Source organism: Pseudomonas sp. CFBP 13710 (assembly GCF_014842235.1).
GTDB lineage: Bacteria > Pseudomonadota > Gammaproteobacteria > Pseudomonadales > Pseudomonadaceae > Aquipseudomonas > Aquipseudomonas baltica.
In genome coordinates this window covers 745496-757954 of the sequence record NZ_JACYVJ010000002.1, presented here as the reverse complement: position 1 = coordinate 757954, position 12459 = coordinate 745496, and the positions used below count along the sequence as shown (strand labels likewise).

Here is a 12459-nt window from a genome sequence, read left to right as displayed (position 1 = left end):
TCACCACTGGCACACTCTAGGCTAGTTTCGGAAAGGACCGGCACAGTTTTCGTCGGTGCCGAATCTTTTTTTTCATGGCTGGGCGCGCCGCCAGCCGCGGACTCAGACCTGTTGCAGATAACCGTACAGACGCGCATACAGCCCGCCCTCGGCGATAAGCTGCTGGTGATCGCCATCTTCGGCGATCCGGCCGCCGTCGAACACCAGCACGCGGTCGGCCTGCTTCACCGCAGAGAGCCGGTGGGCAATGATCAAGGTAGTGCGCCCTCGCAGGAAACGCGCGAGGGCCTGGTGCAGGTTGTACTCGGTGGCGGCATCGAGCGCAGAGGTGGCTTCGTCGAGAATGACCACCTTGGGCTCGGCCAGCACCATTCGAGCAATCGCCAGACGCTGCCGCTGACCCCCGGAAAGGCGTACGCCGGACCGGCCGACAATGCTGTCCAGGCCGTGGGGCATGTCCCGCACGGTGCTGTCCAACTGGGCGATCTGCAGTGCATTCCAGCAGGCATGGTCGCTGGCAGTGCGCCCCATGGTCAGGTTGGCACGAATCGTATCGTTGAACAGCGATGGATGTTGCAATACCACCGCGACATTATCGCGCAGGGTCTCCAGGCCCATCGCCTGCTGCAGCGTGCCACCAAAGCGCACCTCCCCGGCCTGTGGCGTATAGAGCCCGAGCAGCAATTGCACCAGCGTGCTCTTGCCACCCCCGCTGGCGCCGACGATGGCGACCTTTTCACCGGGCGCGATGCTCAGGTCCAGGCGGTCCAGCACCTTGTCCTCGGCATAGGCGAAGGTCAGGCCACGGATCTCGATACCCACCGTCTCGCGATCGCGGAACGGATCGCTGCCGCCCGGATACCTGGGTTCATCGGCGCGAGCGAGCAATTCATTAATCCGCTTCAGCGCACCACCTGCAGCATAGTAGGCGTATTGCAGATTCAACAGCTGTTCGACCGGGGTGATCATGAACCAGAGATAGCTGAACACTGCCAGCATCTGGCCAATGCTGAGGTCGGAGAACAGCACCGTGAGCATGGCTGCAGCGCGGAAGATATCGATGCCGAACTGGAACAGCAGCGCGCTGGCGCGGCCCGACGCGTCGCTCTTCCACATCGAGGCGACCGCAAAGTCGCGCACTTCGCGAGCGCGCAGGCCGAGGCGGCCCAGAAAATAACCCTGACGGTTGCTGGCGCGGACTTCCTGGATGGCGTCCAGGGTTTCGCCGAGCGCCTGGGTGAAGCGCGCGGTGCTGTCGTTCTCGAGCTTCTTCAAGTGTTTGACGCGCTTGCCCAGCACCACCGTGGCGTACACCACGAGGGGGTTGAACAGCAGGATGAGCAGCGCCAGCTTCCAGTGCATCCACATCAGGATGCCCGCGGTGCCGGCCAGGGTCAGCATCGCCACCAGGAAGCGGCTCAGGGTTTCGCCGACGAATTTGTCGAGGGTTTCCAGGTCGGTGACCAGATGGGTAGTGACCGTCCCACTGCCCAGGCTTTCGTATTCGCTGAGGGAGATGCGCTTGAGCCGTTCGATGAGACGCAGGCGCAGGCGATAGACCACGTCCTTGGCCAGGCCGGCGAACAGCCGCGCCTGCACGACGTTGAAAAGCAATGACCCACAACGCAGGGTGAAACTGATCACCAGCATCAGCCCTATGAAGCCGACGGGGATCTGCCAGGCGGCGGGCAACACCTGACTCATCCAGCGCGTGGCACTGCCGGCATGCCCGAGCAAGACCTCATCGACCAGCAGCGGCAACAGCAGGGGTATCGGCACGCTGCACAAGGTAGCGAGTACGGCGACGCCATTGGCGGTCCACAGCGTACGCTTGTGCTGCAATGCCAATCGGCGTATTTCGCCCCAACTCAGGCGGTCTGCCACGGGCGTGGTTTGCGACCCTGCCACCCCGACGGGGCCCGGTCGCTCATGCATCGGCAGCACGTTCCAGCCAGCGCGCCAACAACGGCGCAAGATCGGCCAACGGTCGGTAACCATTGGTCAGCAAAGCCAGCTGGCCATCGCGCTCGGCGAGCAAGGTCGGAAAGCCGGCGATGCCCAGCCCCTGCGCCCAGGCGAAATCGGCCTGGGTAGTTTGTACCCTGCGATCGCTGTCGAACGCCTCGACGAACTCGATGCGCGGCACACCGGCCTGTTCGGCCAGGGCAGCCAACTGCACCGGCTGGGTCACATCCAGGCGCAGGGTGTAGAACGCCTGCTGGATCAGCTTGACCAACGGCCAGGCCAGATCGGGGGCCAGTTCGCGCACCGCCACGATCGCTCGGCAAGCCGGCTCGGTGTCGTAGACGAAGCCTGCCGGCAGTGCGCCCTCGAACTCGAAGGCCTGGCCGCTGGCCTCGTGCACCGCATGCCAGTGCTCGATGATGTAGTTGCGGGTGGTCGGCTCCAGCGCCGCGCCGCCGCTGCGCAGCCCGCCCATTACGATATGGGTCTTGACCCCTGCCGCCTCGGCCTGATCGATCAGGGCCTGGGCCACGGGCGCGAAACCCCAGCACCAGGAGCACATCGGGTCCATCACGTAGATCAGGCGGTTGCGCGACATGGGCTCAATCCTGGGCAGCTTTGCGATAGTTGTGGCCGATAGGGTGCGGCAGATTGCGCGCGCGAGCCAGTTCGATCTGCTTCTGACGATCAATGGCGCTCTTGCGGGTCTTTTCGCTCAGGCTGTTCCAGCAGTGCGGGCAACTGACGCCGGGCACGTAGTGCTCGCTGGCACGATCTTCGACACTGATCGGTGTGCGGCAGGCATGGCACTGATCGTAATCGCCCTCGCTGAGGTCGTGGCGCACCGTGACGCGGTTGTCGAAGACGAAGCAATCACCTTCCCACTTGCTCTCTTGCTGGGGCACTTGCTCCAGGTACTTGAGAATGCCGCCCTTGAGGTGATAGACCTCTTCGAAGCCTTCGCCAAGCATGTAGCTAGACGCCTTTTCGCAGCGGATACCGCCGGTGCAGAACATGGCGACCTTCTTGTGCACCGCCGGGTCGAAATGAGCCTTGATGTAATCGGGAAATTCGCGGAAAGACGCGGTCTTGGGATCCACGGCGCCGTGGAAGGTGCCGATGGCAACTTCGTAGTCGTTGCGAGTATCGATCAGCAGGACTTGCGGGTCGTCGAGCAACGCATTCCAGTCCTGCGGCTCGACATAGGTGCCAACCGTGCGGTTGGGGTCGACACCGGCGACGCCGAGGGTGACGATTTCCTTCTTCAGCTTGACCTTGGTGCGATAGAACGGCTGCTCGTCGCAGTACGATTCCTTGTGGTCGATGTCGTCCATGCGTGGGTCTAGCTTGAGCCAGGCCAGCAGGCCATCAATGCCTTCGCGGGTGCCGGACACGGTGCCGTTGATGCCTTCCGCAGCAATCAGCAGGGTGCCTTTGATGTCGTTGTCGAGCATGGCCTGCAGCAGCGGCTCACGCATTTCGACGTAATCTTCCAGGGTGACGAACTTGTACAGTGCCGCCACGACGATCGCTTGGGTCATGGGTAAAACGCTCCAGGTGGTCGACCGCGCAAGGGCCGGACCGGATTTTCTTGGGGGACAGTTCACCGGACGAGCCAGGCGACAGGTCTGTGAACAGAAATGAAAAAACCCGCCAACGGCATGCCGCTGGCGGGTTGCAGATTCTAGCAAATTCCGTTGCCTAGTGCCCACCGCCAGCGCAGGTGGGCGACGCCGGTGCGGCCCCTGCCTGCGCCCATTCCTGGGGCGTATAGGTGTGCAGCGCCAGCGCGTGGAACTCGCCCATCAGTTCGCCGAGCGTGCCGTACACCAACTGGTGACGCTTGACACTGTTGAGCCCGGCGAAGCGCTCACTGACCAGCACCGCCTTGTAGTGGGTCTCGGTGCCCCGGCTGTGCATGTGGCTTTCGTCCAGCACCTGCAGATGCGCGGGTTGCAGCATCTGCAGGGTGGATACGATGCGTTCCTTCATAGACATCAGCAACGACTCCGTTACGGCTTCGCTGGCTTGGCCGGACCGGCCGCAGCCTTGGCAGCGCCCTGTGGATCCAGTTCCTTGGTCATGTCAGCCAACAGGTTGTTGACCACTGGCACTGCGCTTTCCAGCTTCTGCTGGGTGAGCTGGGCGGACTGTTGGGTCACGGCGGGCATTTTTTCCAGGACTTTCTTGCCCAGCGGCGACTGGTAGAACTTGACCAGGTCCTTGAGCTCCTGCTCGGAGAAGTTGGTGGTGTAGAGCTTGACCATGTCTGGCTTGAGCTTGGGCCAGCCGATGGCCTGGTCCAACGCGGCATTGGCCTTGGCCTGGTAGGTTTCCAGGGTTGCCTGCTTGCTGGCCGGGGCTTTGGTCTGCTCGAAGCGCTGAGCGAACATTTGCTGCACTTGCATGTACACCGGCGTACCCAGTTTGTCCGCATGAGCCATCATCAGGAAGGCTTCGGCGCTGGCGTTGTGGCTGGCGGTGTCGGCGAGTACCTGGCCACTGGCACAGACGAGAACTGCCGCGGTGCAGATGGCGCGAAAACGAGTCATCGAGTTTCCTTATCTAGCAGGCGAGGTAAAACCCCAGAAACGATCATTTTGCGCTCAAGCTCGTGCCTCTCTCAACCCCAGACTGCGAACTGCAGGTGCAGTTTCATGGAACCTGACGCCAGGTACGTACCCTAACAGCAAGGCTGCCGATGAACTGCAGCGAGACCCGCCCGTGCATCTTCAGGGTGTGACGCGAGATCGACAACAAGGAGCATGAACCGCATGAGTCGTATCGAAACAGACAGCCTGGGACAGGTCGAAGTTCCTGAAGAGGCCTACTGGGGCGCCCAGACCCAACGTTCGCTGGTGAACTTCGCCATTGGCGAGGAGCGCATGCCGCTGCCGGTTTCGCATGCCCTGGCGCTGGTCAAGAAGGCCGCGGCGCGGGTCAACGATCGCAACGGTGACCTGCCGGCCGACATCGCCCGACTGATCGAGCAAGCCGCCAACGAAGTGCTTGCAGGCGAGCATGACGATCAGTTTCCCCTGGTGGTCTGGCAGACTGGCAGCGGCACCCAGAGCAACATGAACGTCAACGAGGTGATCGCCGGGCGCGCCAACGAACTGGCCGGCAAGGGCCGCGGCGGCAAGTCGCCAGTGCATCCCAACGATCATGTCAATCGTTCACAGAGCTCCAACGACTGCTTCCCCACCGCCATGCACATCGCCGCAGTGCAAGCCGTGCAGGCTGACTTGTTGCCGGCAATCGCGGTGCTCGGCGAGGGCCTGGCCGAGCTGGCCGGACGCCACATGCAGCTGGTCAAGACCGGCCGCACGCACATGATGGACGCCACACCGATTACCTTCGGCCAGGAAGTCTCGGCCTACGTGGCGCAGCTCGAATACGCCCAGAAGGCCATCCGCAACGCCCTGCCCGCCGTGTGTGAACTGGCCCAGGGCGGCACTGCGGTGGGTACCGGGCTCAATGCACCCAAGGGGTTCGGTGAAGCCATCGCCGCCGAGCTGGCGGCGCTGTCCGGGCTGCCGTTCGTCACCGCGCCGAACAAGTTCGCGGCATTGGCCGGCCATGAGCCGTTGACCAGCCTCTCGGGAGCACTCAAGACCCTCGCCGTGGCCTTGATGAAACTGGCCAACGATTTCCGCCTGTTGGGTTCGGGGCCTCGGGCAGGGCTGGCCGAGATCAAACTGCCGGCCAATGAGCCGGGTAGCTCGATCATGCCCGGCAAGGTCAATCCGACCCAGTGCGAGGCGCTGTCCATGCTGGCTTGCCAGGTCATGGGCAACGACGTGGTCATCGGCATCGCCGCAAGCCAGGGTCACCTGCAACTCAACGTGTACAAGCCGGTGATCATTCACAACCTGCTGCAGTCCATCAAGCTGCTGGCCGATGGCTGTCGCAATTTCCAGGAACACTGCGTCGCCGGTCTGGTGCCGGATGCGCAGCAGATGGGCGAGCACCTCGAGCGTGGCTTGATGCTGGTCACCGCGCTCAACCCGCACATCGGCTACGACAAGGCCGCCGAGATCGCCAAGAAGGCCTACGCTGAAGGCTTGACACTGCGCGAATCGGCACTGGCCCTGGGCTACTTGAGCGAAGCCGAGTTCGACCAGTGGGTGCGGCCCGAGGAAATGCTTTAAGCTCTCGCCGCCGGCATCATCGTTTGCCAACGATGATGCCGGCGGCGAACTCGCCCGATCCACCTCCAAGATCCATTTCTACACAGGACGCACATCATGTTTGGCAAGCGTGCGCAGGACCTTGTTGAAACCACGCACTTTCGTGCCGAACGATTCAGCACGGTCAACGGTTTCTATTTTTTCAGCACTCGGGAAAAGACTCTGGAAGGCCCCTTCGCGACCCGCGAGGAAGCTGAACGCGAAAGCCGGGCGTATGTCTCTCGCGTCTCGGGGCGTCAATCCTATCGCTAGGCCTTTCAGGGCTTGGCTGCAGGGTTGCGCACCACCACACGGCGAGCAGGTTGCGCCAGCACGGCCACTTTGGCTGGCGCAAAGATAGGCAGCAATCTGCCGCTGGCGTGCATCTGCTGCATCAGGGTGGTGAACTCCTCGGCACTGATCGGCGCACCGGGGCGAATAAGCGCGTAGTGTCGGTAGATCTGGTCCAGCCGTTGCGAAACCAGCAACTGCGAGCCGATATCCGGGTTGCGTGCGACGAAATCGCTCAGAAATGACCGGGTGACCATCGCAATATCGGCCCGCTTGCGCACCACCATCATCAGGTTGCTTTCGTGGGAATACGTCAGCAAGGCGTTGAACCTGCGCAGCAGATACTGCGGGTTGGCGTCGAAATCCGCGAACGCGTAGTGATAACCGTAGAACAGCGCCATGCGCTTGCCATTCAGATCGGCGAAGAAGTCCTGGTCATTGCCCTGCTTCAGCGCCACGAACACCTCGGCATCCTCCAGCCCGAGATCGACCGCACTGTGCTTGATGCGCTGCCACCCCCACAGCGGGTTCTCGAAGATCGCCATGTCGACCCGGCCGCGTTCGAAATCCTGATAGCGGCGCGCGATCGAAGTCGGCACCAGAACGAAGTGCCAGGTGGTCTGCACCTGGTTGAGCTGTTCGATGAGCGAGGGCAACAGGCCTTCGTTGCGACCCTGTTCGGGGTGCACGACGTACGGCGGAAAATGCGCCGCGCCGATGCGTACTTCCTGGGCCGCTTGCGTGCCCGATGCCCACAGGGCCGCTACCCATGGAACCAGTGCAGCCAGCAACAGACGTGGCAGGGCCGCCTTAACATAACCGTACTTCAAGACAGAAAACCCCCACCAGCCGTTTCGCGAAGCACGTACGCTAGGGGTTTTACGTCGGGCTGACAACTGCTAAACCCTGTGCCGGTGCCCGGCACTCCCCCGTCCGCCTGCGGCAGGCAGCATCGAACTGCGCTATTGCGCGGTTGCAGGGATATCGGAACTCTTTGCCTGCGGTTGTGCTCTAGGCTCTAAGCGCATGTGCCTGGGAGCCTGGTATGCCGCATTGGCTGGTCGTCGACCTGGAAGCCACCACCGATGAAGGTGGTTGGCCGGTCACTGAAATGGAAATCATCGAGATCGGTGCAAGCCTGGTCAACCGCGACGGACGCGAGGTGGATCACTTCCAGCGATTCGTCAAACCGTTGCGACGCCCCAGCCTGACCCCGTTCTGTCGAACGCTGACCCACATCGAGCAAGCGGACGTGGACGCCGCGGCGGTGTTGACCCAGGTGTGGAAAAGCTTCGAGCAGTGGCTGTCACCCCACCGCGGGCAACTGCAGGGCTGGGTCAGCTGGGGCGACTACGACCGGCTGCAGTTGCTGCAGGACTGGCAGCGGCTCAACCTGGAAAGCGCACTGGCGCGAGTGCCCCACATCAACCTCAAGCAGCGCTTTGCCAAGGCTCGCCAGCTGCCGCGGCCGCTCGGCCTGACCAGTGCCCTGCAACTGGCCGGACTGCAGTTCTGCGGCCAGCAGCACCGCGCCCTCGAAGACGCACGCAACACGGCGCGGCTGCTGCCCATGGTGCTCGCGCCGTAAAGCGGATGACGACCCGTCGGGGCTTGGGCATACTGGCCAGCCCTTTCCAATCCTCCGCAAGGAACCGCCTCATGTTCAAGGTCAACGAGTACTTCGACGGCACCGTGAAGTCCATTGCTTTCTCCGAAACGGACGGCCCTGCCACCATCGGCGTCATGGCACCGGGCGAGTATGAATTCGGTACAGCCCAGAGCGAAATCATGCACGTGGTTTCCGGCGCCCTCACGGTCAAGCTGCCCGATGCCAGCGAATGGGCAACCTTCGCCGCCGGCAGCCAGTTCAACGTGCCTGCCAACAGCAAATTCCAACTGACCGTGGAAGTGGAAACCGCCTACCTCTGCCAATACCGTTGATGATCGCGGCCCCCAACCTTGGGGGCCGCTTGCGCTAGCGACCGAACTGCAAGTGGGCCAGGCGCGCGTAGAGCGCATTGCTGGCCACCAGCTCGGCGTGGGTTCCCAGCGCCACCAGACACCCCTCATCCATGACTGCAATACGGTCGGCGTTCTGTACCGTGGCCAGGCGGTGGGCGATGACCAGTGTGGTGCGACCCTGCATCAGCGTCGGCATGGCCTGCTGGATGAGGTGTTCGCTTTGCGCATCCAAGGCGCTGGTAGCCTCGTCCAGGAGCAGGATCGGGGCATCGACCAGCAAGGCGCGGGCAATCGCCAGGCGTTGACGCTGGCCTCCCGAAAGCCCCAGGCCAGCATCGCCGAGCGGCGTCTGGTAGCCCTGCGGCAGTTGCATGATGAAGTCGTGGGCATGGGCGATGCGCGCGGCGTCCTCGACCTGCTCGGTCGTGGCGTCGGCCCGGCCATAGCGGATATTGTCCTCGACGCTGCCGAAGAACAGCGCCGGGGTCTGCGACACCGTGGCGAACTGCCGACGCACGTCCTGCGGATCCAACTGACGCAGGTCCACCCCGTCGATGAGAATGCGGCCCTGCTGCGGGTCGTAGAAACGCAGCAGCAGATCGAACAGCGTCGACTTGCCTGCGCCCGAGGGCCCGACCAGGGCCAGGGTCTCGCCCGGCCTGACCTGCAGGCTCAGGCCTCGAATGGCGGGTGCCGCGTCGCGCGCAGGGTAGGCAAATATCACCTCGTCGAGCGCCAGCGCCCCCGTGACCCGCGGCGGCAGTTGTTGCAGACCGACGCTGGGCGGCTGGATGTCGCTGCGCGCCTGCAGCAGCTCGGCAATGCGCTGCGCGGCACCGGCGGCGCGCTGCAGCTCACCGACCACTTCGCTCAAGGTGCCGAAGGCACTGCCCACGATCAGGCTGTAGAACACGAACGCGGCCAGTTCGCCTGCGGAAATGCGCCCGCCGATCACGTCCATGCCGCCGACCCAGAGCATCACCGCGACGGCACCCAGCACCAGCACGATCACCAGTGCAATCAGCCATGCACGCTGGACGATGCGTTGCCGGGCCGTGTCGAACGCCTGCTCCACGGTGACGGCGAAGCGTTTCTGGTCTTCGGCCTGGTGGTTGTAGGCCTGCACGGTCTTGATCTGGGTCAGGGTTTCGGCCACGTAGCTGCCGACATTGGCAATGCGGTCCTGGCTCTGCCGCGACAGACGCCGTACCTGCCGCCCGAACATCAGGATCGGCGCCAGTACCAGCGGCAGGGCGACTACCACGATACTGGTGAGCTTGGGGTTGGTGACGAACAACAGCACCACCCCGCCGACCACCATCAGCAGGTTGCGCAGGAACATCGACAGCGACGAGCCGATGACCGATTGCAGCAACGCCGTGTCGGTAGTCAGCCTTGACTGGATTTCCGAACTGCGGTTGTTTTCGTAGAACGCCGGATGCAAGTGGACCAAATGGTCGAACACCTGCTTGCGGATGTCGGCGACGCAGCGCTCGCCGATCCAGGACACCAGATAGAAGCGCGCGAACGTTCCCGTGGCCAGGGCCAGTACCAGCACCATGAACACGGCGATGGAACGATTGAGCAGGTGTGCCGACTGGGTCATGAAGCCCTGGTCGACCAGCATGCGAATGCCTTGGCCCATGGACAGGGTGATGCCGGCGGTTACCAGCAGTGCCAGCAGCGCGCCGATGGCCTGCCAGCGATAGGGGCGCATGAAGCGCCAGGCCAGGCGCAAACCGCGACGCTGACCCGAAGACAATAGCTGCAAGGGAGGTGATCCGTTTTCAGATGATCTGCAAGCCTACACCCAGACGCCCGATCGACTACAGTGGAACTCCAGCAAACGGACAAAGTCAGCTAGGAAGCAGCCCGAAACAGACGGCGCACACATCTGAAGAGGAGACAGGCCATGAGCTCGCATGACGACACGCCTAAACGCATCGACGTGCTACGTGTGAAACCCCAGGAGCCCGTTGGGGGCGCGATCATCGATGAACAGGGGCGTGAAGTACCCATCACTGAAAACATGGTGCAGGACGCCTGCCGCGAATTGGAAGGGCATGTGGTCAAGCCGGTCGGCAAAGACTGATCGACCCAACCGCCCTGCTGCCCACGAGACCCGGCCCTGATGCCGGGTTTCGACGTTCTGGCACCCAGTCTCAGGTGTCGGTCCGGACCAGCACCGCCCCCAGAGCTACGACGATGCGTTCGAGCTCCGGTGCAGGACCGTCGATGCGCACGCGTAGCCCTTCGATTTCGCGACGCGGCGGGTAGTGCTTGCGCAATTGGTCGAAGGCCAGCCGCTGCCGGGCATCGTCGGCTTCATGAGGAAGGTCTTGCGGGCTGTCGACGGCCAGGCTGCGACGCAAATCGGCATCGTCGCGTCGCGGGTCGTAGACACCACGACAGAGCATGGCCAGCGCCCAGGCCGGGTCGCTGTCGGCACTCAGGCTGACTTCGCCGAGCCAGGGTCTGGGCAGCAGGTCGTCCAGGTGGACATCGACGCTGCGACCGAGAAAGCCGCACAACGCCTGATGGATCTGCGCCGTGCCACGACGGCGACCGTCGAGGCTGTAGCCGGCGATGTGCGGAGTGCCGATCACGCAGCAGTCGGCCAGCGCACGGTCGACTGCGGGTTCGTGCTCCCAGACGTCGAGCACCGCCTGCAGGTCTTCGCGTTCGAGCAGCACTTCAAGCAATGCAGCGTTGTCGATCACCGGGCCGCGCGCGGCATTGATCAGCCAGGTACCCGGCTTGAGCGCGCGCAGGCGCGAGCCGTCGAACAGGTGCCAGGTGGGGTGGTCGCCGTCGCGGGTCAGGGGCGTGTGCAGGCTGATCACGTCGCAGTGCTCGACGATGTGTTCCAGGCTGACGAAGTCGCCGCCCTCACTTGCCGCACGCAATGGGTCGCACACCCGCACATCCCAGCCCAGGCCGCGCAGTAGCTGTACCAGCCGCCCGCCCACCTGGCCGCCGCCGACGATGCCGTAGCAGCGCTGGGGCAACGCCAGCCCTTCGATTTCGCTCAGGGTGAGCAGGCTGCCGAGCACGTAGTCGACCACGCCTCGGGCATTGCATCCCGGGGCGCTGGCCCAGTGGATACCGGCTGCGGCGAAGTAATCGAGGTCGAGGTGGTCGGTGCCGATGGTGCAGGTGCCAACGAAGCGTACCTTGCTGCCTTCGAGCAGGGTGCGATCGACCTGGGTTACCGAGCGCACCAGCAGGACATCGGCATCGGCGACAGCCGTCCGGTCGATCGCTCGGCCCGGGTAGCGGCGGATTTCACCGAAGCCTTCGAAGAATGCGTCGAGCAGCGGGATGTTTTCGTCGGCGACTATGAGCATGGGGGTGTCCGGGGTTGTGAGTGTGTCAGGGCGGGCCTCTTCGCGGGCAGAGACCCGCTCCCACAGAGACTGGTGCGGACCCTGTGGGAGCGGGTCTCTGCCCGCGAAGGCCTCAGCGCAGGGTCAACTTCAGATAATGCGCTGTTCGGTCAGCTCGCGCACGAACGCCGGCGCGATATAACGTTGGTAATGCGCCTCGGACAGAATGAAGAACTCCCGATCGATGGCATCGCGCAGCTGCGGCAGATCCCAGTCGCGGAACTCGGGCAGCAGCACCAGACCGTAAGCCTCCAGGTTGTTGATCACGCGGGCGCCGCGGGCGATCAACTGGTAGGCCCAGCAGTATTCCGACTGCCGCTCGACGAAACGGATCTTGCGTTGTTCCAGTTGTTGGCGCAGTTTCGATGGGTCGAACACTTCCACCTTGGCCACCATCACCTGCACCAGCAACTGCTCCAGACGGATCCACACTGCGCGTTTCTGCGCTTCGTCATAGCCGTTCCAGTGGATGACTTCATGGTGATAGCGCTTGCAGCCCCGGCATACCAGGTCACCGTAGACGGTGGAGCACAGGCCCACGCAGGGCGTCTTGATGGAATGGTTGGACATGGTGGATCGGCACGCTGGACGGTGGAACACCGGGCGCATGTTAGTCCTTTGTCTAACAGGGGTCACCCCAGAAATCGTGGGGCTTAACTTAACTTCCTGCGCGAAATAAAGTAGAA

Annotated in this window: 14 protein-coding genes; 5 read left to right on the top strand and 9 right to left on the bottom strand. The window is 63.2% G+C overall.

Annotation, left to right across the window (positions count from 1 at the left end):
• Positions 1–102: 102 nt before the first annotated feature.
• The 5 genes from IFT44_RS08075 to IFT44_RS08055 form a co-directional block, all read right to left on the bottom strand.
• Positions 103–1935 carry an ABC transporter ATP-binding protein gene (locus IFT44_RS08075; RefSeq protein ID WP_122479074.1) on the bottom strand — a complete coding sequence of 611 codons (1833 nt, stop codon included), beginning with the start codon at positions 1933–1935 and terminating at the stop codon, positions 103–105.
• Positions 1928–2563: a DsbA family protein gene (locus IFT44_RS08070; RefSeq protein WP_192136503.1), complete on the bottom strand. Its 636-nt coding sequence runs from the start codon at positions 2561–2563 to the stop codon at positions 1928–1930. The genes IFT44_RS08075 and IFT44_RS08070 overlap by 8 nt, the downstream gene beginning before the upstream one ends.
• 4 nt (positions 2564–2567) lie before the next feature.
• The gene (trhO, locus tag IFT44_RS08065) at positions 2568–3506 is read right to left on the bottom strand and encodes an oxygen-dependent tRNA uridine(34) hydroxylase TrhO (protein WP_192175712.1); all 939 of its coding nucleotides are present in this window, start codon (positions 3504–3506) and stop codon (positions 2568–2570) included.
• Between the two features lie 160 nt (positions 3507–3666).
• Positions 3667–3963, bottom strand: coding sequence for a BolA family protein (locus tag IFT44_RS08060; protein ID WP_192175711.1), 297 nt, complete (start codon positions 3961–3963; stop codon positions 3667–3669).
• 14 nt (positions 3964–3977) lie between these two features.
• Positions 3978–4517 carry a DUF2059 domain-containing protein gene (locus IFT44_RS08055; RefSeq protein ID WP_122479082.1) on the bottom strand — a complete coding sequence of 180 codons (540 nt, stop codon included), beginning with the start codon at positions 4515–4517 and terminating at the stop codon, positions 3978–3980.
• A 222-nt stretch (positions 4518–4739) separates the two neighbouring features.
• Between IFT44_RS08055 and IFT44_RS08050 the strand changes: the two genes are divergently transcribed.
• A complete protein-coding gene (locus tag IFT44_RS08050) occupies positions 4740–6116 on the top strand; it encodes a class II fumarate hydratase (protein WP_192175710.1) in 1377 nt (458 codons plus the stop codon).
• A gap of 96 nt (positions 6117–6212) precedes the next feature.
• The gene (locus IFT44_RS08045; RefSeq protein ID WP_122479086.1) at positions 6213–6407 is read left to right on the top strand and encodes a DUF6316 family protein; all 195 of its coding nucleotides are present in this window, start codon (positions 6213–6215) and stop codon (positions 6405–6407) included.
• A 5-nt stretch (positions 6408–6412) separates the two neighbouring features.
• Here the strand turns inward: IFT44_RS08045 and IFT44_RS08040 are convergent, their stop codons facing one another.
• Positions 6413–7255 (bottom strand): substrate-binding periplasmic protein, encoded by an 843-nt coding sequence (locus tag IFT44_RS08040; protein WP_192175709.1) that lies wholly within the window; start codon positions 7253–7255, stop codon positions 6413–6415.
• Positions 7256–7470: 215 nt separating this feature from the next.
• Between IFT44_RS08040 and IFT44_RS08035 the strand changes: the two genes are divergently transcribed.
• Both IFT44_RS08035 and ppnP read left to right on the top strand, forming a co-directional pair.
• Complete coding sequence (locus IFT44_RS08035; RefSeq protein WP_192057495.1) at positions 7471–8013, top strand: exonuclease domain-containing protein; 543 nt, start codon at positions 7471–7473, stop codon at positions 8011–8013.
• 71 nt (positions 8014–8084) lie between these two features.
• The gene (gene ppnP / locus IFT44_RS08030) at positions 8085–8366 is read left to right on the top strand and encodes a pyrimidine/purine nucleoside phosphorylase (RefSeq protein WP_122479092.1); all 282 of its coding nucleotides are present in this window, start codon (positions 8085–8087) and stop codon (positions 8364–8366) included.
• Between the two features lie 34 nt (positions 8367–8400).
• Here the strand turns inward: ppnP and IFT44_RS08025 are convergent, their stop codons facing one another.
• Complete coding sequence (locus tag IFT44_RS08025) at positions 8401–10158, bottom strand: ABC transporter transmembrane domain-containing protein (RefSeq protein ID WP_274604394.1); 1758 nt, start codon at positions 10156–10158, stop codon at positions 8401–8403.
• A 141-nt stretch (positions 10159–10299) separates the two neighbouring features.
• Between IFT44_RS08025 and IFT44_RS08020 the strand changes: the two genes are divergently transcribed.
• Positions 10300–10479: a PA1571 family protein gene (locus IFT44_RS08020; RefSeq protein ID WP_122479095.1), complete on the top strand. Its 180-nt coding sequence runs from the start codon at positions 10300–10302 to the stop codon at positions 10477–10479.
• Between the two features lie 70 nt (positions 10480–10549).
• On the opposite strand, the gene pdxB is transcribed toward IFT44_RS08020, so the two are convergent.
• Positions 10550–11734 carry a 4-phosphoerythronate dehydrogenase PdxB gene (pdxB, locus tag IFT44_RS08015; protein ID WP_192175708.1) on the bottom strand — a complete coding sequence of 395 codons (1185 nt, stop codon included), beginning with the start codon at positions 11732–11734 and terminating at the stop codon, positions 10550–10552.
• 129 nt (positions 11735–11863) lie between these two features.
• Positions 11864–12343 carry a DUF1289 domain-containing protein gene (locus IFT44_RS08010; RefSeq protein WP_122479098.1) on the bottom strand — a complete coding sequence of 160 codons (480 nt, stop codon included), beginning with the start codon at positions 12341–12343 and terminating at the stop codon, positions 11864–11866.
• Positions 12344–12459: the final 116 nt, after the last annotated feature.

Excerpts from the sequence above, each read along its gene's own strand:
- IFT44_RS08075 (WP_122479074.1), bottom strand. The coding sequence starts at position 1,935 with ATGCATGAGCGACCGGGCCCCGTCGGGGTGGCAGGGTCGCAAACCACG.
- IFT44_RS08070 (WP_192136503.1), bottom strand. The coding sequence starts at position 2,563 with ATGTCGCGCAACCGCCTGATCTACGTGATGGACCCGATGTGCTCCTGG.
- trhO (WP_192175712.1), bottom strand. The coding sequence starts at position 3,506 with ATGACCCAAGCGATCGTCGTGGCGGCACTGTACAAGTTCGTCACCCTG.
- IFT44_RS08060 (WP_192175711.1), bottom strand. The coding sequence starts at position 3,963 with ATGTCTATGAAGGAACGCATCGTATCCACCCTGCAGATGCTGCAACCC.
- IFT44_RS08055 (WP_122479082.1), bottom strand. The coding sequence starts at position 4,517 with ATGACTCGTTTTCGCGCCATCTGCACCGCGGCAGTTCTCGTCTGTGCC.
- IFT44_RS08050 (WP_192175710.1), top strand. The coding sequence starts at position 4,740 with ATGAGTCGTATCGAAACAGACAGCCTGGGACAGGTCGAAGTTCCTGAA.
- IFT44_RS08045 (WP_122479086.1), top strand. The coding sequence starts at position 6,213 with ATGTTTGGCAAGCGTGCGCAGGACCTTGTTGAAACCACGCACTTTCGT.
- IFT44_RS08035 (WP_192057495.1), top strand. The coding sequence starts at position 7,471 with ATGCCGCATTGGCTGGTCGTCGACCTGGAAGCCACCACCGATGAAGGT.
- ppnP (WP_122479092.1), top strand. The coding sequence starts at position 8,085 with ATGTTCAAGGTCAACGAGTACTTCGACGGCACCGTGAAGTCCATTGCT.
- IFT44_RS08020 (WP_122479095.1), top strand. The coding sequence starts at position 10,300 with ATGAGCTCGCATGACGACACGCCTAAACGCATCGACGTGCTACGTGTG.
- pdxB (WP_192175708.1), bottom strand. The coding sequence starts at position 11,734 with ATGCTCATAGTCGCCGACGAAAACATCCCGCTGCTCGACGCATTCTTC.
- IFT44_RS08010 (WP_122479098.1), bottom strand. The coding sequence starts at position 12,343 with ATGTCCAACCATTCCATCAAGACGCCCTGCGTGGGCCTGTGCTCCACC.